This is a genomic window from Actinoplanes sichuanensis (assembly GCF_033097365.1).
In the GTDB taxonomy this organism is placed as follows: domain Bacteria; phylum Actinomycetota; class Actinomycetes; order Mycobacteriales; family Micromonosporaceae; genus Actinoplanes; species Actinoplanes sichuanensis.
The window spans coordinates 2,546,911-2,566,581 of record NZ_AP028461.1; the positions used below are offsets into that span (position 1 = coordinate 2,546,911).

At 71.4% G+C, this 19,671-nt stretch carries 19 protein-coding genes and 1 pseudogene; 11 read left to right on the forward strand and 9 right to left on the reverse strand.

Annotated features, from left to right (window positions below):
- Positions 1–19 precede the first annotated feature (19 nt).
- The gene (locus tag Q0Z83_RS11290; protein ID WP_317793808.1) at positions 20–1,726 is read right to left on the reverse strand and encodes a phosphatidylglycerol lysyltransferase domain-containing protein; all 1,707 of its coding nucleotides are present in this window, start codon (positions 1,724–1,726) and stop codon (positions 20–22) included.
- 136 nt (positions 1,727–1,862) lie between these two features.
- Between Q0Z83_RS11290 and Q0Z83_RS11295 the strand changes: the two genes are divergently transcribed.
- Together Q0Z83_RS11295 and Q0Z83_RS11300 are read left to right on the forward strand one after the other, a co-directional pair.
- Positions 1,863–2,759, forward strand: a complete 897-nt coding sequence (locus Q0Z83_RS11295; RefSeq protein ID WP_317793809.1) for a hypothetical protein — start codon at positions 1,863–1,865, stop codon at positions 2,757–2,759.
- Complete coding sequence (locus Q0Z83_RS11300) at positions 2,734–3,813, forward strand: alpha/beta hydrolase (RefSeq protein ID WP_317793810.1); 1,080 nt, start codon at positions 2,734–2,736, stop codon at positions 3,811–3,813. The genes Q0Z83_RS11295 and Q0Z83_RS11300 overlap by 26 nt, the downstream gene beginning before the upstream one ends.
- Here the strand turns inward: Q0Z83_RS11300 and Q0Z83_RS11305 are convergent.
- The 5 genes and pseudogenes from Q0Z83_RS11305 to tnpA all read right to left on the reverse strand — a co-directional run bounded on the left by Q0Z83_RS11305 (position 3,788) and on the right by tnpA (position 7,212).
- Positions 3,788–5,137, reverse strand: a complete 1,350-nt coding sequence (locus Q0Z83_RS11305; RefSeq protein WP_317793811.1) for a sensor histidine kinase — start codon at positions 5,135–5,137, stop codon at positions 3,788–3,790. The genes Q0Z83_RS11300 and Q0Z83_RS11305 overlap by 26 nt on opposite strands.
- Before the next feature lie 28 nt (positions 5,138–5,165).
- A complete protein-coding gene (locus tag Q0Z83_RS11310) occupies positions 5,166–5,609 on the reverse strand; it encodes a hypothetical protein (protein WP_317793812.1) in 444 nt (147 codons plus the stop codon).
- 167 nt (positions 5,610–5,776) lie between these two features.
- A pseudogene (locus tag Q0Z83_RS11315) lies at positions 5,777–5,965 on the reverse strand (IS200/IS605 family transposase); the annotation flags it as partial.
- Positions 5,966–5,995: 30 nt separating this feature from the next.
- Positions 5,996–6,889: an IS982 family transposase gene (locus tag Q0Z83_RS11320; protein ID WP_317793813.1), complete on the reverse strand. Its 894-nt coding sequence runs from the start codon at positions 6,887–6,889 to the stop codon at positions 5,996–5,998.
- Positions 6,890–7,008: 119 nt separating this feature from the next.
- Positions 7,009–7,212, reverse strand: coding sequence for an IS200/IS605 family transposase (gene tnpA, locus Q0Z83_RS11325; RefSeq protein WP_317793814.1), 204 nt, complete (start codon positions 7,210–7,212; stop codon positions 7,009–7,011).
- A 38-nt stretch (positions 7,213–7,250) separates the two neighbouring features.
- On the opposite strand from tnpA, the gene Q0Z83_RS11330 reads away from it, so the two are divergent.
- The 6 genes from Q0Z83_RS11330 to Q0Z83_RS11355 all read left to right on the forward strand — a co-directional run bounded on the left by Q0Z83_RS11330 (position 7,251) and on the right by Q0Z83_RS11355 (position 14,483).
- Positions 7,251–8,471, forward strand: a complete 1,221-nt coding sequence (locus tag Q0Z83_RS11330; protein ID WP_317793815.1) for an RNA-guided endonuclease InsQ/TnpB family protein — start codon at positions 7,251–7,253, stop codon at positions 8,469–8,471.
- Between the two features lie 35 nt (positions 8,472–8,506).
- Positions 8,507–8,905, forward strand: coding sequence for a hypothetical protein (locus tag Q0Z83_RS11335; RefSeq protein WP_317793816.1), 399 nt, complete (start codon positions 8,507–8,509; stop codon positions 8,903–8,905).
- Positions 8,906–8,909: 4 nt separating this feature from the next.
- Positions 8,910–9,584: a response regulator transcription factor gene (locus Q0Z83_RS11340; protein WP_317793817.1), complete on the forward strand. Its 675-nt coding sequence runs from the start codon at positions 8,910–8,912 to the stop codon at positions 9,582–9,584.
- 58 nt (positions 9,585–9,642) lie between these two features.
- A complete protein-coding gene (locus tag Q0Z83_RS11345; RefSeq protein WP_317793818.1) occupies positions 9,643–10,269 on the forward strand; it encodes a hypothetical protein in 627 nt (208 codons plus the stop codon).
- Positions 10,270–10,337: 68 nt separating this feature from the next.
- Entirely contained in the window at positions 10,338–12,428 is a 2,091-nt protein-coding gene (locus tag Q0Z83_RS11350; protein WP_317793819.1) for a M14 family zinc carboxypeptidase, read from the forward strand.
- Between the two features lie 324 nt (positions 12,429–12,752).
- The gene (locus tag Q0Z83_RS11355; RefSeq protein ID WP_317793820.1) at positions 12,753–14,483 is read left to right on the forward strand and encodes a polysaccharide deacetylase family protein; all 1,731 of its coding nucleotides are present in this window, start codon (positions 12,753–12,755) and stop codon (positions 14,481–14,483) included.
- Here the strand turns inward: Q0Z83_RS11355 and Q0Z83_RS11360 are convergent.
- The 3 genes from Q0Z83_RS11360 to Q0Z83_RS11370 form a co-directional block, all read right to left on the reverse strand.
- A complete protein-coding gene (locus Q0Z83_RS11360; protein ID WP_317793821.1) occupies positions 14,480–15,340 on the reverse strand; it encodes an ATP-grasp domain-containing protein in 861 nt (286 codons plus the stop codon). The genes Q0Z83_RS11355 and Q0Z83_RS11360 overlap by 4 nt on opposite strands.
- A gap of 61 nt (positions 15,341–15,401) precedes the next feature.
- Positions 15,402–16,115, reverse strand: coding sequence for an AraC family transcriptional regulator (locus Q0Z83_RS11365; protein ID WP_317797065.1), 714 nt, complete (start codon positions 16,113–16,115; stop codon positions 15,402–15,404).
- Between the two features lie 41 nt (positions 16,116–16,156).
- On the reverse strand, positions 16,157–17,077 hold the full coding sequence (locus tag Q0Z83_RS11370) for an AraC family transcriptional regulator (protein WP_317793822.1): 921 nt from the start codon (positions 17,075–17,077) through the stop codon (positions 16,157–16,159).
- A gap of 87 nt (positions 17,078–17,164) precedes the next feature.
- Between Q0Z83_RS11370 and Q0Z83_RS11375 the strand changes: the two genes are divergently transcribed.
- The 3 genes from Q0Z83_RS11375 (at position 17,165) to Q0Z83_RS11385 (ending at position 19,667) form a co-directional block, all read left to right on the forward strand.
- Positions 17,165–18,037, forward strand: coding sequence for an NAD-dependent epimerase/dehydratase family protein (locus Q0Z83_RS11375; protein ID WP_317793823.1), 873 nt, complete (start codon positions 17,165–17,167; stop codon positions 18,035–18,037).
- Between the two features lie 63 nt (positions 18,038–18,100).
- A complete protein-coding gene (locus Q0Z83_RS11380; RefSeq protein WP_317793824.1) occupies positions 18,101–19,138 on the forward strand; it encodes a lysylphosphatidylglycerol synthase transmembrane domain-containing protein in 1,038 nt (345 codons plus the stop codon).
- Positions 19,139–19,187: 49 nt separating this feature from the next.
- Positions 19,188–19,667 carry a VOC family protein gene (locus Q0Z83_RS11385; RefSeq protein WP_317793825.1) on the forward strand — a complete coding sequence of 160 codons (480 nt, stop codon included), beginning with the start codon at positions 19,188–19,190 and terminating at the stop codon, positions 19,665–19,667.
- Positions 19,668–19,671 lie beyond the last annotated feature (4 nt).

Here is a 19,671-nt window from a genome sequence, read left to right on the forward strand (position 1 = left end):
GCCGCGACCCGCCACGGTGTCAACGCGTGGCGAGGGCGGGCTGCGCGGTCACGACCTGACGGGCGGGCAGGAACGCCTCCGCGGTCAGCGCCGCGACCGCGATCCGCGGCAGATCCCGAGCGGTGGGGAAGCACAGGTAACGAGGTTGCCACATCGGCAGGTACTTGGCGTTCGCGCGATACAGCGATTCGATCTGCCACACCCGGGAGAACAGCCGCAGCAGCCGGTGCCACAGCCGCAGCACCGGCCCGGCGCCGAGCTGCTCGGCGCGGGCGAACACCGACCGCAGCACCGCGAAGTTCAGCGACACCCGGCGGATCCCGAACTCCGGACCGGCCTCGACCGCGGTCACCACCATCAGCTCGGTCAGGCCGTTGGGTGCGGTACGGTCCCCGCGCATCAGGTCGAGCGAGATCCCGTCGGCGCCCCACGGCACGAACTGCAGCAACCCGCGCAGGCGGCCGTCCTCGTCGTGGGCCAGCACCATCAGGCAGTCGCCGTCGGCCGGGTCACCCAGCCGGGACAGCGCCATCGAGAAACCACGCTCCACGTCACCGTCCCGGAACCGGACGGCGGCGTCGACGACGGCGGCCAGGTCAGCGGGGGAGAGGTCCCGCTGCCGGATCGCAGTGCACGTGTAGCCGGCCCGGCGGATCCGGTGGACGGCCTGCCGCACCGAACGCATCGCGCGGCCGTCGAGGCTGAACGTGCCGACGTCGAGGACCGCTTCGTCGCCGAGTTCGATCACGTCGAGACCGGCCCGGGCGTACGCGGCGGCACCGGCCCGGCCACAGCCGAGGACGGCCGGGGTCCAGCCGTGACGTTCCCCGTCGGCCAGCCAGGCGGCGATCGTCTCCGGCCATGCCGACTCGGCCCCGATCGGGTCACCGGCGGCGAGGCTGACCCCGCGGACCACCCGGTAGGCGACGGCCGCGTTGCCCGACGGCGTCCAGATCAGCGCTTTGTCCGACCGCAGTGCGAAGTAGCCGAGTGAGTCACCGCCGCCGTACCGCGTGAGCAGGTGACGCAGCCTGCTCTCGTCGACGGCGGTGCGCTCCGGCCGCGGCTCACCCGGCCGCAGGTACAGGACGGCCGCGGCGAGCACGGCCAGCAACCCGAACGTCCCGGTGGTGTAGCTGACCGTGTCGGCCGCCCACGGCCGGGCGAACTCCACCGGCCCGGTGACGCCGATCAGCCCGAGTGCCGCGTGTTCAGCCCAGGCCCGTACCCCCGGCGTGCCGATCAGATGGTCGGCGCGGACGGCGATCTCGAACAGGCCGAGCAGAAAACCCGCGCCGGCGAATCCGATCAGCGCGGTCGCCGCGCGCCACCGGCTGCGCGGCCCGGGAAGGGCGTTGAATTCCTGGCGTACGGCCACCAACAGCGCCAGCAGCGCACCCGACACCGCCGCCGCCACCAGGTCGAGTCCCTTGACCAGATGCAGCCCGATCGCCGTCGCGGCCACGACGACCGCCAGCTGCCAGGCCCGCAACCGGCCCCGTCGCAGCCCGGCGCCCAGGTAGACGAGCAGCGCCCCGGCGGCGGCGGTGGCCGCCCGGGCGGTCAGGATCCCGGCCGCCGGCACGAACGCGGCGAGCGCCGCCATCCGTCCGTGGTGGGCCGGCAGGACCGCGGTGACGACGTTGAACACGCCGTTGAGCTGGACCAGCCGGGCGACGGCGGCTCGGGACAGCGGTGGCCGGGGGCGCCACGTGCCTACGGTCATGATTTGCTCCTTCGATCTCTCGGCCGAACCTAGGAGCGCCGTGATGAGAGAACGATGAGACCGGCTCTCACCCGGTTCTCATGAGTCGTGGAGCAGATTGTCGTCGACCGCGGTGCTTTCGACGAGATGAGTACGCATGTCGCTGACCGGCCTACCCCTGATCCTCGTGGTGGCGTGCGGGGTGATCGTCTCCGCGGCCGTGACCGTGTCGGCCTGGCGGCGCGACTGGCGGCCGCGGCTGCTGGTGCGGCCGGTGGGCATCCTGGTCACCGAGGCGCTGCTGCTGGTCGGGATCGGGCTGGTGGTCAATCGGTCGGAGTTGTTCTATCCGTCCTGGTCGGATCTGTTGCAGTCGTCGGACGGTGCGGCGCCCCGGGCCGCGACGCAGCCCGGTGCCCTGGACGGCTGGCTGCGTTCCCACGGTGGCACGTTCACCTGGCAGCCCTCCGGTTGGGCCGACTGGCATCTGGCCGCGGCGCCCACGGTCGTGGTTCCGGCGGACTATCTGGACCACTCCGACCTGCGCTATTCCGTGGTCGTCGTCCTCGGCGACGGCGGGACCGATCCACCGGCCGGTGCCGAGCAGACCGTCGTGGTGTACGCCCGTACCACGGCGGCCACCACCGCGGCGACGCTGACCGAGGACCTGCCCGCACGGCTGGGCCATGACCTGCGGGTCACCGGGCGTCGCTGGGCGCTGGTGACCCCGGCTTCCGATGTCGCGCTCGCCGACCAGGCCGCGGCGGTCCCGGGCCGGTATCCGGTGATCGCGGTGGTCCGCGGCCGGTCGGCCGCCGCCGCGCTGATCGTGGACCGTTCCGGCGGCACCCCCGCACTGGCAGGGGTGACGGTCGGTGCCGGCGACGGGCTCGCCGACGCCGTCGCGTGGGCGGCGCAGCAGACGCCGCCGCCCCTGGCCGCCGCCGTGCCGCCGGTCTCCTGGCTGCCCGTGCACCGCCGTCCGCACCGGCCGGCCACCTCGGCCCCGACCCGTACCGGAGGAAGCCGTGTCCCCGGACAGCCTCGGCTCTGAACTGTTCGCGCTGGCCGCCGCGGTGGTCGCCGCCGTCCTGGCCGGTCCGCTCTGGCACCGCGGCCGGGGCGGCAGGCGCATCGCCGTCCGTGCCGCCGCCGTGACCGCCTGCCTGGTCACCGCCGCGGCGACCGCCCTGATCTGGGTGAACCGGCAGGTCGACACCTACCCGACGTGGGCCAGTCTGCTGGGCTCCGAACCGGCCACGGCCCTGCCCGTCGGCACCGGCGGTGGCGCCGGGCGCGGCACCGTGACCACGGTGACGGTCACCGGCCCGGCCAGCGGACTGACCCTGCCGATGTACGTCTACCTGCCGCCCGGTTACGACCGGCAGAGCGCTACCCGCTATCCGGTCGTCGAGGCGCTGCACGGCTACCCCGGGTCACCCGTGCAGTGGTTCAACGGGCTGCACGCGGCCACGGTCCTGGACGCCGAGATCGACGCGGGGCGGATGGCGCCCACCGTGGTGCTGTTCCCCTACCAGACGCCGGACCCGACGCTCGACACCGAATGCACGAACCTGGCCGGTGGCCCGCAGACGGAGACGTTCCTGACCACCGACGTGCCGGCCGTGGCCAGAGCCCGGTTCCGGGTTCGCACCGACGCCGCCGGATGGGGGCTGATCGGCTACTCGGCCGGTGGCTACTGCGCGGCCGACCTGCTGCTGCGCCACCCCGGCGAGTACGCGGCCGGGGCCGGCCTGTCCGGGTACGCCACGCCGGGCATCCGGGTCGGTCACGGCGCGGAGAACACCGAGTACGACGACCTGTGGCGGCTCGCGCATCTGCCGGTGCCGGCGGTGTCGCTCTACCTGGGCTGCGCGCGGACCGACCGGATCCCGATGCGGGACACCGTCGCGCTGGCCGCCGCGGCCCGGCCGCCGCTGTCGGTCACCACCGCCTACCTGGGCGGCGGCGGGCACAACATGCGTACGTGGCAGGCGCTGGCGGCGCCCGCCTTCGACTGGCTGTCGACGTCCCTGGGCCGGCCGATCCCGGCGGATCCGGAGCCGGCTGGACCGGCCGCCGTCAGGTCGCCGGCAGGCGGACGGTGACCACCGCACCGCCCAGCGGGGGCCCGTTGCGCAGTTCGGCGGTGCCGTCGTGGGCGGTCACGACGGCCCGGACGATCGACAGGCCGAGCCCGGCGCCGGTCGGTGCGGTGCGTGCCGGGTCGCCGCGGACGAACCGTTCGAACGCCCGGTCGAGCAGGTCCGGTGGGAAGCCGGACCCGTCGTCGGCCCATTCGATGCGCACGTCGGTGCCGTCGGTGCCGACCGTGACCCGGGCCGTGCGGGCCCCGGCGGCGGCACTGTTCGCGGCCAGGTTGGCCAGGACCTGCCGCATCCGGTCGGCGTCCGCGTCGGTGATCACCGGGTCGCCGTGGACCTCGATGGTGAGGTCGGTGACCGGGCCGAGCGCGCGGGCCTCGGCGTGGGCCAGGTCGGTCAGGTCGACCGGTGCCCGCAGCACCCCGAGGGCCCCGGCACGTTCCCGGGCCAGCAACAGCATGTCCTCGGCCAGCCGGCCCAGCCGGGCGGCCTGACGCTGGGCGGCCGACAGCGAACGGCGTACCTCCTCGGGGTCGTCGACGGCCTGCAGGGCCAGATCGATCTCGCCGCGCATGATCGCGATCGGGGTCCGCAGTTCGTGGCCGGCGTCGTCGACGAACGCCCGTTCGCGGGCGAACGCCACCGCCAGCCGGGCCAGCATGCCGTCCAGTGTCGCGGCCAGCCGGGCGATCTCGTCGTCACCGGCGACCGCGGGCAGGCGCCGGTCGCTGTCCAGCGTGGAGATCGCCGCGGCCTCCCGGGTCAGCCGGTCGACCGGCCGCAACGCGGCCCGTACCAGCAGCCAGCCGAGCACACACAGCGCCGCGATCAGCACCGGCGTGGCGACCGCCAGCACGATCAGCTGCCGGTCACCGGCACCCTCGACGGTGCTCAGCGGCTGCCCGACGGCCAGGATCTCGCCGTCGCGACCGACCGGGCGGGCGAGCAGCCGGACGCGTTCCGGTGTCTCGCCCGGCCGCACCGTCAGGAGCAGCACAATGCGGACGGGCTCCGGGCCCACCGCGCGGACCTGGTCGGGCGGTAGCAGGACCCGCCCGCCCAGCGCGGTCGCCGACGCGACCGGTGTCCCGTCGGCGGCGTACAGCTGGGCCATCGGGTCGCCGCGCACCGCGCCCGGATCCCGCGCCAGGATGCCGGCGAGCAGGTCGTCGGCCCGGCCGGTGAGGTCCGCGTCGACCGCGGCGTCGAGCTGCCGGTCCAGTGCCACATACAGCAGGGACAGAGCCACCAGGAGTACGAGTGAGGTGCCGATCCCGAACGTGAGGGCCAGACGGGTGCGCAGGGAGGAGGGAACGAGCCGTGCCACCGTCACCTCCGTCGGTCAGATTATCCAGTCAGCGCCACACGGTGAAGCGGACGGTCTGAATCTCCGGCTCGATGTAGTCGACCTGGTACAGCACGCGGAACACGGTGCCGTCGGGCACGCCGGTGGCCAGCACCGTGCGGTGGCCGGGCGGGGTGGAGCAGGCCTGCACCGGCTCGGTGTAGGTCGGGTCGCCGCCGTCGGCGGGCAGCAACGCCAGCAGGAACGTCTGGCAGTGGTCGTCCGGGTGGCGGATGTCGCGGATGTGCGAGACCGCGATGGTGGTGCACCCCGACTTCGGCACGGTCACCGGAGCGGAGGCGACGCGGCCACCGGCGTAGAAGCCGGTACCGGGTCGGGTCGGCGTGCATGCGCCGGCGGCGGCGGGGTGGGCGGCGGCAGCGGAGGTGGCGGGCGCGAGCACGGCCGTGCCGGCGACCGCGAGGGCGGTGACGGTACCTGCGAGTCTGTTCATGCCGACGACGGTCCTCCGGGCACCACAGCCACCCCGATGACCTTGTGTGATTGGCACACTCCGGGGAGTGGTCGGTCTTTCATCGAGAAGCCTCCGTGGAACCCCCCCGGCTTTAGCCGTGGGGAGGAACCGGATTTCCTGCGGAGCGGGTCAGGGAGGGCGTGTGGTCAGACGTTGCGCTGGTTCTCAACACATTTCTTCGCGATCTCCAGGGTTGTGCCGCCGCCGGTGGCGACGTGGTAGCTGTTGGTCGACAGGGTCGGAATGCGGGTGCGGAGCTCGGGGAACTCCTGCCGGATGAGCCGCGAGGATCGGCTCTTGATCTGCTTGACCAGGCGGTGGATGCCGTATTGGGGGCCGCTAGACGAGTAAGTCCTTAACCCAGGTCAGTGGTCGTAGGCGATCAATGACCTGGTCACGGGCTGTCCGGTGGTGCGGTTGTGCCAGATCGCGGCGGTCATGGCGAGGAGGCGTTGCGCGATGCGGGCGCCGACGCCCTCGATGCTGCGGCCGCCGTGCAGTTCCAGGTCGAGCTGGCCTTTCAGGGTGTCGTTGACCGACTCGATCAGTTGGCGTACGGGTTTGAGCAGGTGTTCGCCGGGTCGTGGGGTCCGGTTGCGGTAGGACGGCCGCAGGAGTCGGGCTCCGCGTTCGGCGAGCCGGCGGTCGAGTTCGGCGGAGACGTATCCCTTGTCCGCGATGATCAGCTGGCCCGGCCGGGCGGCGAGCAGGCTCGGATCCTCTTCCAGAACCGCAGCCAGGACTTGCCGTTCGTCGGCCTTGGCATCGGCCAGGGACCAGGCGACTGGTAGGCCCGACGGTGTGCAGATCAGATGCAGTCGCAGGCCCCAGAAGAACCGTGAGTGTGACGAGCAGTAGCCGTAGACCGCCCAGCCGGCCAGGTCGGACCGCTTCACCGTCGGCCGGGAACGGCCGCACTCGACCGGGGTCGAATCGGTGACCCAGACGTCGTCGAACCACAGATCGGTGTCCGCAGCGACCAGCCTGATCACCTTCTTCGACAGCGGCACCGCGGCCCGCAGCCGCTTGTTGTAGCCGGACTGACCGGGCAGATACGGGAACGCGCCGGGCAGGTGCCGGGGAAGGAACCGCAGCCAGCGGGCCTCGGATCGGATCCCGAGCAGGGCTTGGGCGACGGCCATGGTGATCAGTTCGGCGTCGGACAGCTTCGGTGGCCGGCCGGTCCGGCGGGGCTTGCCGAGCCAGTCGTCGATCTTCACGTAGAGTGCGGTGAGAAGGGTGTGGATGTCTGTCGTCACAAACAGATCATCGACACCTTTCACCTTTACTCCGGCCAACCACACAGATGTACGGGCCAACTGTCCGGTAGTCGCCCGTACACCGTCACGTTCCTAGCCGGGAGTTAGGACTTACTCGTCTAGGTGACCAGCAGTTGCATGTGGTCGGGCATGGTCTCCAGTTCGGTGACGGGTGCGTTCCGCTCGTCGCAGACCTCGCGGATGATCTGTTTGAGCCGGGTGTCGACGTCTGCGGTGATGACCTTGCGTCGGTACTTCGGGCGCCAGACGACGTGATAGGTGCAGCGGTGTACGACGTTGTCGTTCGTTCTGGTCTCGTCCACCGCCGCAGCATGTGGCTTCGATTTGTATGCTGTTCAATGTGGACGAGACGGTGCGTTACACCTACCGACTGCGGCCCGGCCGCATCGCGGAGGTCGCACTGCTGTCCGAGTGGAGCAGGTGCCGTTGGCTGTGGAACGAAGCCGTCCACCAGCAGAAGACCGGCCGTAACCCGACGTTCGGGAAGTTGTCGAAGCTGCTGACCGAGGCGCGTTCCCGCAACTGCTGGCTGCGCGATGGTTCGCAGGTCGCCCAGCAGCAGGCCCTGCGGACCTACGGTGCAGCCCTGAACGATTCGTTCAAGGTCAAGGGCCGAGGCCGGCCGAAGGTGAAGCGGCTCAAGGACGCCCTGCCGTCGCTGGAGTACACCCGTAACGGGTTCAGACTGGTCGACGGCCGTCTGCGGCTGCCCGGCAAGGTGTTCGTCCCGGTCGTCTGGTCCCGGGAACCGCCGTCCGGCCCGTCGTCTGTCCGGGTCTACCGCGACAGTCTCGGCCACTGGTACGCGTCGTTCGTGGTCCGCCGTGAGATGGCCGAGACGTCGGACGCGGACCTGCCGGGCATCGGTGTCGACTGGGGCGTGAGGACCACCGCGACCACCACCGATCCGGCCTTCGACCTGCCGCATCTCGGCCACCGGCGCCGGTGCGCCGCCGAACTGGCCAAGGCCCAGCGCAAGATGGCCCGCCGACGGCGGCCCAAGGAGCAGAAGGCGTCGAAGGGCTACCTGACCGCGAAGCGGCAGGCCGCCCGGATCGCGAAGAAGGCCGCCCGGCAGAACGCCCACGACGCCCGCGCCTGGGCCAAGACCGTGGTCGAGCACCACGCGCTGATCGCCGTCGAGGACTTCAAACCGAAGTTCCTGGCCAAGACCGGCATGGCCCGCAAGGCCGCCGACAACGCGATCGGCGCGTGCAAACGAGAACTGATCGAGCGTGGTACGCGGGCGGGCCGGAAAGTGGTGCCGGTGCCGCCCGCCTACACCACGATGACCTGCTCCGGGTGCGGCGAGAGAACCAATCTCCGCCTCGGACTGGGTGTACGGATTTTCGAGTGCACGGCCTGCGGCTACACCGCAGACCGTGACCTCAACGCCGCGAGGACGATCCTCGCCACGGCTGAACGCGACCGTGCCAGTGCCGACGACGTAAGACATCAGATCGCCTCCTTCCGGGAGGATTGGTCGAATGCGGTCCGAGCTGGAAATCCAGGGCCTCGCCCCGGAGGAAAATCCCCCGGATTCATCCGTGGGGATCGTTAAGATGCTCTCATCATGGACGGGCCAGGATCGGCGATATGACGTCGACCCCTGCGCTGTGGACACGGCATCCCGGAGTACGTGCCGGGCGGCGGTCGCGTGCCACCGACCACGCGGCCAACCTTCTGCTGGGTGTGATCATCGCCGGGGGAGTGGGGGTGCTGGTGTTTTTCCGGCACTCCGGTGCGGCGACGATGGCCGTACTGGCGCTGTCCGTGCTGGCCGTCCTCGAGTCGGCGATGGTGTTGACGGCCCTGCGCCGGGCCGACCGGATCGCCGCCGAGGTCGCGTTGCACCAGCTCGGCGCCGAACGCGGCGCCGCCGCACTGGCCCGGGACCTGCGCGACGAGCTGGCCCGGCTGCATCAGGAGGTGGCCCGGCTCGCCGCCCAGACCGCGATCGCCGCGCAGCCGCGCCCGCACGACGTCATACGCTGAACCGATGCGCATCCTGATCGCCGAGGACGACCCGGCGATGTCGGCCATGCTGGAGCGGGCGTTCCGGCGCGCCGGCTACGCCGTCGACACGGTCGGCACCGGCGACGACGCGGTGTGGGCGATCACCGAGACCGACTTCGACGCGGTCGTGCTCGACGTGATGATCCCGGCCCCGGACGGCATCGAGGTGTGCCGCCGGATCCGGGCCGCCGACCGGTGGGCGCCGGTGCTGATGCTCACCGCCCGCGACGGCACCGACGACAAGGTGCGCGGTCTGGACGCCGGGGCCGACGACTACCTGACCAAGCCGTTCGTGCTGGACGAGCTGATGGCGAGGGTGCGGGCACTGCTGCGCCGCGAGCCGGCCCAACGCCCGGCCACCCTGCGTGTCGGTGACCTGGAGCTGGATCCGGCCGCCCGGACGGTACGGCGTGGCGGCACCGCGATCCCGCTGTCGGCGAAGGAGTTCGCGCTGCTGCACGAACTGATGCGCCGGGCCGGGGAGACCCTCAGCCGGACCCATCTGATCGAGCACGTGTGGGACTTCGCCTACGACGGCGGTTCGAACGTGGTGGACGTCTACGTCCGTTACCTGCGCGACAAGGTCGACCGGCCGTTCGGCCGCACCACCATCCAGACCATGCGCGGAGCGGGCTACCGCCTCGACCCGCAGGCGTGAACCTCCGCGCCCCCGAATCCACTGTCCGCCGGTCGCGGTGGCGCCTACCGTTTGCGCCGTGACGAAGATGGAAGCCCCCTACGTGACGATCGCGATCTTTCCCGAGCCCGGCGACGATCACGTTTTCGAGACCGTCTGCGACCTGCTGCTCGAACGGGGCGCCCGGCCGGACGGGGAGAACCATTTCATCGAACGCCGTCGGCGGATGTACGTCGACCGGTCGCCGCGCTTCGACCTCGCCGGTCCGGTCGAGATCGTCATGTCGGCCGGGGCCCTCGACGATCCCGACACCACTCGCCGGGAGACCGCCGCCTTCGCCCGCTACCTCACCGGCCTGCTGGTGGCGGTCGTCGAACGGACCCGCCCGATGTACGGCGGCATCGGCATCGAAGCGTGCCTGCCCACGCCCTCGGAACTGCGCGAGGGTGTGAGCCCGCAGGGATTCGTCACGGATCCGTTCTTCGTCCGAGCGGATCTGCTGGGGTCTCCGGCTCTGAAGGAGACCCTGGCCGGGGAGTTCCGCCGGAGCATCGAGTGCCGGGCCGGGACCGTCTTCGCGTCGTGGTGGCCGTTCGTGGACGGTAAGGAGAGCACCCCTGGTGGGCTTTCGATCTGGCAGACGTGGGCCGGTGGTCGGCTTCTCGGACGTGTGGCGGCCCGGCACATCCGGAAATCCGGCCAGTGATGTATTGACATACAGCGATCTTTGCGTTGCGTTGGACGACGACATCCTTCACAGCCGCAGGAGGTTCCATGTCGTCCGGACATCGCTGGTCGGCCACCGCCGCCACCGTCCTGACCGCCGCACTGCTCACGACCACACCGGCCACGGCCGGCCCGGTCACCGCCCCGGCCCAGGCGCCCGCCGTCGCGCCGATCACGCTCGCCACCGGTGAGCGGGCCCTGATCCGGTTCCAGCTTCCCGACGAGGCGGCCGTCGACCGGCTGCTGGCCCTCGGCGCCGACGTCGCCGCGCGCCCACGGGTCGTGCCCGGCGCGATCCTGCTCGACATCGTCGTCGACGACCGGGAACTCGCCGCCCTGACCGGCCAGGGCGCCACCGCCGTCCAGCTGATCCAGCGGGAGTCCGACGGCGCCCGCCGCCTCGCCGAGAGCCGGACCGTCGCACCGGCCGCCGCCGACACCCTCAAGTTCCTGCAGGCCTACTGGTGGACCAGCAACGGGCGCACCTTCCTGCAGACCCAGGTCGCCACCACCGCCACCGACGATCCGGACGTCGAGATCACCGTCACCTGGCGCACCGCGGACGGCACCACCGGCTCCTACCCGCTGATCCGGTTCGAGGACGCCGGCGAATACCAGTACCACTACGCGCTGCCCCAGCCGCTGCCCGCACAGCCGGTGACTCTCACCGCCGCCTCCAGCCTCGGCGGCCAGACCCGGGCGGTCACCCCGCAGCCCTGGCCGGGCGCCACCCCACCGGCCCTGCCCAGCGGATACCAGAAGGACTTCGTCACCGCCTACATGACGCCGACCGACATCAACGCCCGGATCCGGCGCCTCCACCGCCAATACCCGGCACTCGTCGACGTCATCAAACTGCCCAACAAGACCCAGGGCTATCGGCGTACCGCGGTCGCGTACCTCGGTGACCCGGCGGCAGCGGCCGTGGTCGTCGAGTCGGTCAAGTTCGGTGACCAGGGCATGAACGGCGTCCAGGTGCGGACGGTCGACCCCGGCCGGCCGAATCGGGTGCTGTCCGCCTCGTACCGCGACCGGGTCTTGACCGTGAATCTCGCCACCGACGCGGGCGGCAAAGTGATCAGCACGACCGACGAGGTCGCCGCGTTCATCACCGCCCGCTTCCCGCAGCGGTTCCGGGCCGTCGTCGAGGACGGCTCGGCCGGGCTGCCGATGCCCGTCGTCGCCCCGGTGCGGCTCGACGACGGACTGGAGGGCACCGAGGTGCCGCGCGGTCCGCAGACCGTGCAGGCGCTGCGGATCGGCAAGTACCGGGACGGGTCGAAACCGGGCGTGCTCACCTACTCGCAGGAACACGCCCGGGAGTGGGCGACACCGCTGGTCACGCTGGAGTTCGCGGAGCGGCTGCTGGCCAACTACGCGACCGACCCGGCCACCCGCGCACTGGTCGACTCGACCGACGTGTTCATCATCCCGACGGTCAACCCGGACGGGGCCAACTACTCGTTCAACGACTACAACTTCCAGCGCAAGAACCTGGTCAACCACTGTGCCGGCGCCACCCGCGATCCGCGCTACCGGGATTCGTGGGGCGTCGACGTGAACCGTAACTACGCGGTCGGCTCCTACTTCGACGGCTACGTCGGCGCCAGTGCGAACTGCCTGTCCGGCACCTACGCCGGCACCGCGGAGCTGTCCGAGGCGGAGAGCCGCAACGTGGTCGCGCTGGCGTCGCAGCACGGCAACATCAGGTTCTCGCTCAACGTGCACAGCTACGGCGGCTACTTCATGTGGTCGCCCGGCGCCTACAAGAGCCCGGGACGGGTCACCCTGCCCCGGCCGTCGATCGACGAGTCCAAGTTCTTCCTGGACAGCGCCAAGCGGATCGTCGGCGCCATCTCCGCCGAGCGCGGCACCGTGACGTGGCCGGCCTACACCGGTCCGGTCGCTGACGTGCTCTACTCGGCGGCCGGCAACTCGGCCGACCACCTGTACTACGACCTCGGCATCACGGCGTGGAACTTCGAGGTCGGCAACGATCTCTGGAACGACGCCACCCAGCAGTGGGAGGGCGTCGGCTTCCAGCCCCCGTTCGACGAGGCCCACGCCGAGTCCCAGGAGTACGCGGGCGGCCTGGTCGAACTGGTCCGCATCGCCCGGGACCAGGCGACCGCACCCTGATCCCGAACCGGGTGGCACCGCCCTCACCGGCCTGGTGCCACCCGGCCGCACCGTGCCTCGCCCCGCTCGTCGGTGACCCTGCGGGTTTCGGGCGCCACGTTCCGCCGCGAAGTCACCAGACCGGGGCGGCCCAGGTGTGGCGGACGCCACGAAAATCGTCGTTGCCGGCCGTTGCCCCCAGGGCGGTCCAGATGCGTGGTAAGCGCATGATCACCTATCGTTTTCGTCGCTGGTGGGAGGGCGCGCGGATCGCGCCGACGGCTCCGATTCACAGCTGAGACACAGACCAAGACCGATTTGACCGCGGGCGCGACAATCCCACCGATGAACACCGATAGGCCCACCCCCGCAGCCCAGGACAGCACGCCCGAGGTCGATGAATCGGCCGAGCCCACGGTCGTGTTGAGCGAGTCGACGGTCGCGGAGACCGCCGAACCGACAGCCGATTCGTCGGTCTCCGCGGGATCCGAGCCGACGGCTGACCTGTCGGTGGACGCTCCGGCCTCGGACGCCGCTCCGCGCGCCGCCTCGAGTGACTCCTCGGGCGACGACGGGTCCGAACCTACTGTCGCGTTGTCCGCGGTCGAGATCGCCGAAAAGGCAGACGACGCCGACGAGACGGTGGCGTTGACCGCGGCAGAGGATGCCGACCAGACCGTGCCGTTGACTGCGGCCGAGGACGCCGACGAGACGGTGGCGTTGGGTGCGGCGGAGGACGCCGACGAGACGGTGGCGTTGACTGCAGCAGAGGACGCCGATGAACCGGCGGCAGCGGATGCCGACGAGACGGTGGCCCTCGCAGTGGGGGAGGACGCCGACGAAACGGTTGCGCTGTCGGTGGTGCAGGACGATGACGAGAAGACGGTTGCTCTCTCGACCGGGGCGTTGGCCGACGCCGAGGACGAGTCCGAGCCGACCACGGTGATCTCCGCCGCGGCTGAGCCGACGATCGCGCTGCCCAAGCCCCGGATCTCGCCGGACGCGAAGGTGGCCCTGCCGCTCAAACGTGCCGCCACGCCCGACGCGGAACCGACGATCGCCCTGCCGATCCCGCCCGCACCCCGGACCACGCCGGAGCGGACCGTCGCCCGGCCGTCGGCATCCGCCCAGCGGACCGTCTCGTTGCCGTCGGTACCCGCCCAGCGGCCCGCGCCGACCGTCACCCCGCCGCCGTCGGAACCGACGATCGCGCTGCCGGTCGCACCTGTGGCACCGGTCGCGCCTGCTGCCGTACCCCCGAAGATCAATCGCCGTCGTCTGCTCCGGGCGATCCCCGCCGTGGCCGGCGCCGCCCTGATCGGCGGGACGATCGCGGCCCTCGCCGGCCGCGGCGAGCCGGAGGCCGGCAAGGCTCCCAACCTGCAGGTCAGCGAGCCGCCGCCGGCGCAGCTCCCGTCTCCGAAGCCCACCTCACCGCAGCCGACGACCCCGGTCATCCAGGTTCCGGTGCACACCCTGAAAGACTTCCGGAAGCTGGTGCCGGGTGACGCGTTCCCGGGTGACGCCATCGCGCTGACGATCGACGACGGCCCGCACCCGGTGTGGACGCCGCCGATCCTGCGCCTGCTGGAGAAGCATCACGTACCGGCGCTGTTCTGCATGATCGGTAACCAGGTGCTCGGCCACGAGAGCACGGCGAAGGACGTCGCCGCCGACGGCCACCAGATCGCCAATCACACCTGGAGCCACCCGATCGACCTGGCCAAGTTGCCGCCGCACAAGATGATCAAGGAGATCCACCGGGCGCAGGACAAGATCTACAGCACCACCGGGGCGACACCGAGCCTGTTCCGTGCCCCGGGCGGCGCCTGGTCCGGCGGGCTGGCTCAAGCGGTCTCGCAGAGCGGCGTGATCCCGATGGACTGGACGAACGACCCGCGCGACTGGGCCCAGCCCGGGGTCGCCCACATCACCAACCGGATGATGGCCGCCCAGCCGGGCCAGATCCTGCTCTGCCACGACGGCGGCGGCGACCGCTCCCAGACCTTGGCCGCCCTGAAGAAGGTGATCCCGGCGCTGCAGGCCAAGGGCCTCAAGTTCGTCGCCCTGACCTAAGCGTCCCGGAGCGCCTCGGCGAGGTGGGCGGCCGCCTCGGGTGGCGCCTGCGGCAGGAACAGCGACGGCTCGACGAGTTCCACCTCCAGCACGCACGGCCTCCCGTCGTCGTCCCGGACCAGGTCGACACGGGCGTACACCGGGACGCCGAACCGTTCGGTGACCAGGTCGACGGCCCGCTGGGCGACCGCGATCTGTTCGGGTTCGGCGCGGTACGGCACGTTCGTCTCCGCGGCGAACAGGTCCTCGACCAGTCCGGCCCGGGGCAGTTCCACCCGTTTGCTCGCGGCGTGGCTGTACCGGCCGCCGAAGAACACCAGCGGCCACTCGCCGTCCGCGGCGACCGACTTCAGCATCGGCTGGACCAGGACACTCGCGCCCGCCTCGTGCAACCGCCGCACATGGGCACGCGCCGCCGGCTGGTCGCTCGGGTCGTACCAGGCCGCGTCCCGGCTGCCGGCGCCGATCGCCGGCTTCACCACGAACCGGTCGGCGGGAAAGACCGGTTCGTCGCCCGGTTCGACGAACGTCGTCGGGGTGATGGGCACGCCGGCCCGATCCAGGTCGGCCAGATAGTGCTTGTCGAGGCTCCAGCGCACCATCGGGGCCGGGTTGCGCAGATCGGTCACCGCGGCGACCCGATCCAACCACGCCAGGAAGTCGCCGAGCCGCTGCGGGTAGTCCCAGGTCGAACGCAGCACCACCCGGTCGTACGAGTCCCAGCACACCGCCGGGTCGTCCCACACCACCACGTCGACCTCGACACCGGCGTCGCGCAGCGCAGGCAACGCCGTCGCCTCGTCCTCGTCGAGCCCGAGCGCCTCATGCGCCGACACCCACGCCAGCCGTACCACCATCAGCCACCTCTTCCCTCCGGATCACCCGGCAGCATGCCCGGTGAGAAGGCGGCCTGTCTTGTCAGATGTTGACGCGGCGGAATCGGCCCGGCGTGATCGCGTACGCGGCCCGGAAATGTTTGTGAAAATGCGCCTGATCGGCGAAACCCACGGCGGTCGCGACGTCCGCGATCGGCACACCATCGCGGAGCAGCCGACGTCCGTGAGCCAGCCGGGCCTGCAATTGCCAGGCGTACGGGGAACAACCGACCCGCCTGGTGAAGGCCCTGATCAGCTGCTCCCGCGACAGCCCGACCTCGGTGGCCACCTCGGCGATGTCGGCCGCCGACGACAGATCCTCCCGCAGCCGTCCGAGGACCTGCGTGATCCGCGGGTCCTGGGGCTGAGGCCCGTCTCCCCGGCGCAGCCCCAGACCCAGCATGTCGACCACCACACTGTCGAGATCCGCGTCCCCGGCGGCCGGCAGCCCGAGGATGCGCTGCCGCAGAGCGGGGTCGACGACGACGGGCTCCGCGAAATCGACGAACTCCCCACCGGTCAGCGCCAGCATCCGCGCGACCGGCACGTACAGGCTCACGCACGACCACGGACTACCGTCGGTCTCGGTGACCGACGACTGCACCTGCCCCGGGTTGTACACGGTGACCTCGTCCACCCCGACCTCGAACGAGGCGCGGTCCAGCCGTACCTTCTCCCAGCCGTTGACGTTGACGCTGATCACATACTCGTCGTGGCTGTGCGGAGGGAACCCTCCCCACCGCGGCGTGACCACCATGACCTGCACCGACCCAACTGTAGCCACGGCCCTGCGTCACCTCAGCGGTCTGCGGCGCGGTAGGTGCCGGGTGGCTCGCCGACCTCGCGGCGGAAGGCGGTGCTGAACGCGAACTCGTCGGCGTAGCCCACCCGGGCGGCGATGGTGGCGAGTGTGCTGGTGGGCTGTTCGCGGAGCAGGTCCCGGGCCAGGGCCATCCGCCAGCGGGTCAGGTGTGCGAAGGGGGTCTCGCCGACGAGTGCGCGGAACCGGGTGGCGAAGGTCGTCCGGCTCAGTCCCGCGGTGCGGGCCAGGGTCACCAGGGTCCACGGGTGTTCCGGGGTGGTGTACATGGCGTCGAGCGCGCGGGCGATGTGGTCGTCGGTGAGGGCGGCCCGCCAGGTGCCCGGTTCGGGGCGGCGGTCCAGTTCGGCGCGGATGCCCTGTACCAGCAGCAGTTCGGTGAGCCGGGCGACGACCGGTTCGGCGCCGGGTCGGGCCGTGCGTACCTCCGCGCGCAGCAGATCGAGGACGGCGTCCAGACCGGGAACCGTCCCGGCCGGCAGGTGCGCGACCGTCGGTAACGCGCGGACCAGTGCGGCCCGGGCCGCGCCGGTGACACTCAACTCGGCGCAGAGCAGGACGGTCCGCTCGCCCGGCCCACCATGTAAATGGCGTGCCGACAGGGGAGCGGGGTGCGGCCAGGCGGGCTCGTCGGAGACCCGGGCGCCCGGCCGGTGACGCAGTTCGTACGCCGTCTCGTGCGCGAGGACCAGCAGGTCACCGTTGCGGGCGACGGTCTCCCGGCCGACGCCGGTGAGCCAGACCTCACCGGTGAGGACGTGATGCAGCGACACGGTGTCGCGGGGCCGCAGGCGTACGCCCCAAGGTGCCCCGAGCTCGACCCGAGCGACGTGGCTCGTGGTGATCCGGACGTGTCGGAGCAGGGCGGCGGGTACGTCGGGGGCTGAACGATCACGCATGGCATCCGCACTCTGTCACATACCCGCACCACCGCCTCCCGCCTAGCGTCGACGGCATCCCATTCGATGTTCAGCCAGGAGTTCGACGTGGACGTTTTCGTGACCGGTGCCAGTGGTTACATCGGTTCGGCGGTGACCCGGGCCCTCGTCGCCCGCGGGCATTCAGTGCGTGGGCTGGCCCGCAGTGACACCGCCGAGAAACTGGTCCGCGAGGCCGGCGCGGAGCCGGTCCGGGGCGGTCTCGCCGACGCGCCGGTGCTCGCCGCGGCGGCCGCCGCCGGTGACGCGGTGGTGCACACCGCCGCCGGTTCGGGCGACGACCGTCCGGCCACCGATGCCGCCGCGGTGCGGGCGATGCTCGCCGCGATGACGGCCGGCGCGTTCATCGCCACCTCCGGAGCACCCCGGGCCCGTTCGTCGCGGGAGCCGGTCGTGGAGCACGACACCGCCGATCCGTCCGGCCCGCTCGCCTGGCTGGCCGACGCGGAGGACCGGGTCCTGACCGCGGCCCGGGTGCGCGGCGCGGTGGTCCGGCCGCCGATCGTGTACGGCCGTGGCGGCGGCCCGGTCGCCGGTCTGGTGGACCGGGCCCGGGCCGACGGCGTCGCCAGATACGTCGGCGACGGACAGAACCGGTGGTCGGCGGTGCATGTCGACGACCTCGCCGAGGCGTACGCGCTGATCCTGGAGACCGGGGCGACCGGGGTGTTCCACTGCGCCGACGCGGTCCCGGTCACGATGGCCGACCTGGTCACCGCGATCGGCGCCGCCGCGGGTGTGCCGGTGGCGTCCTGGGCTCTTGCTGAGGCGCTGGCCGTGCACGGCCCGCTCGCCGGTCACCTGGCCGTCGACGCGGCACTCGACGCGGGCCGGCTCCGTGGCCTGGGCTGGACGTCGCGGACCGGGGACGGGTCGGGCGGGATCTGCGGGCACCTTGTGCCGAACGAACGTTCGCTTTAAATTGAGAACGTGTTCGAGGTGATGAATCGTCAAGCCGCGGCCGTGCGAACCGAAACAGAGAGCATGGCCGTGGCCCTCGAACGCCCCGCGCCGGTGGCCCGACGCCACCGGTGGATGAAACACGTGCTGGTGGCGGCCCTTATCGTGCTGTTCGCCGCCGAGCTCGTCGTCGGCTGGCCGGCACTGTCGTCGGCCGTCGCGCAGTTGCAGGCCCCGCACGCCGGCTGGCTCGCGGCCGCCGTCTTCGCCGGGCTCGCCGCGATGGGCATGTACGCCCGCATGCAGCACACCCTGCTGCGCTCCGCCGGACTACGGGTGCCGCTCTACCGCAACGTCGCCCTCGCCTACGCCGCACACTCGCTCAACGAGACCCTGCCCGGCGGACCGGCGTTCTCCACCAGCTTCAACTACCAGCAGCTACGCCGCTTCGGCGCCACCCCGGCCGTCGCGTCCTGGGCGATCGCCCTGTCCGGGATCCTGTCCACCACCGCACTGGCCGTCGTCACCGCGGTCAGCGCGCTGGCCTCCGACGGCGAGGTGCACTGGTTCAGCCTCGCCGGCCTGGCCGCGGTCATCCTGCTGCTGGTCGCCGGCGTTCAGCGGGTCAGCAGCCGCCCGGCGATCGTCGACCCGGCCGCCACGGCCGTCCTCGCGCTGGTCAACCGGCTCCGCCGCCGCCCGGCCGGGCACGGCCTCGAGCAGGTCCGCGCCTTCGTGGGCCAGCTCGGCGGGGCCCGTCTCACCCCGGGCCGCGGCATCGCCGCCGCCGTCTTCGCCGTGCTCAACTGGGGGCTCGACGCCGTCTGCCTGTGGATGTGCGTGCGCGCGGTGAGTGGCGAGCCGATCAACCCGGCCCAGTTGCTGCTCGCGTTCTGCGCCGGGATGGCCGCCGGCACGGTCACCATCGTCCCGGGCGGGCTCGGCATCATCGACAGCGCTCTGATCCTGGGGCTGATGGCCGGTGGGGTCACGGCATCCACCGCGATCGCCGCGGTGGTCCTCTACCGGATCATCAGCTTCGGGTTCATCATCGGCGTCGGCTGGATCTCGTGGCTGATCATGCGCCGCCGGCACCGCCTCCACATAGCGGCCGGAAACTGACCGCTTACCGCGCGATGCTGGACCTCCAGCGAACAAGGCGGAGGTAGCGATGCGCATTCCCGGCGGCAAGTCCACGGTGACCCCGTATGTGGCGGCCAAGGGCGCCGAACGGTTCCTGCGGTTCGTCGAGACGGTGTTCGCCACCGACAGTGCCATGCGGGTGCTGAACGAAGACGGCACGATCGGCCACGCCGAGGTCCGGATCGGCGAGTCGGTGATCATGGTCTTCGACTCGCGCCCGGAGTGGCCGCACACCCCGAGCCTGCTGAGCGTCTACGTCGACGACGCCGACGAGGCCGTCGCCCGGGCCCTGGACGCCGGCGCCACCCTGGTCAGCGAGATCCGTACCTCCCGGATCATCGGCGACCGCGGCGGCCGGATCAAAGATCCGGTCGGCAACATCTGGTGGATCCAGACCCACCTCGAGGACGTCGACGCCGAAACCATGCGCGAGCGTTTCGGTGATCCGACCGAGATCGAGATCATGCGGTACGCCCAGCAGTCCTTCGACACGGCGATGCGGCTCTGACGGA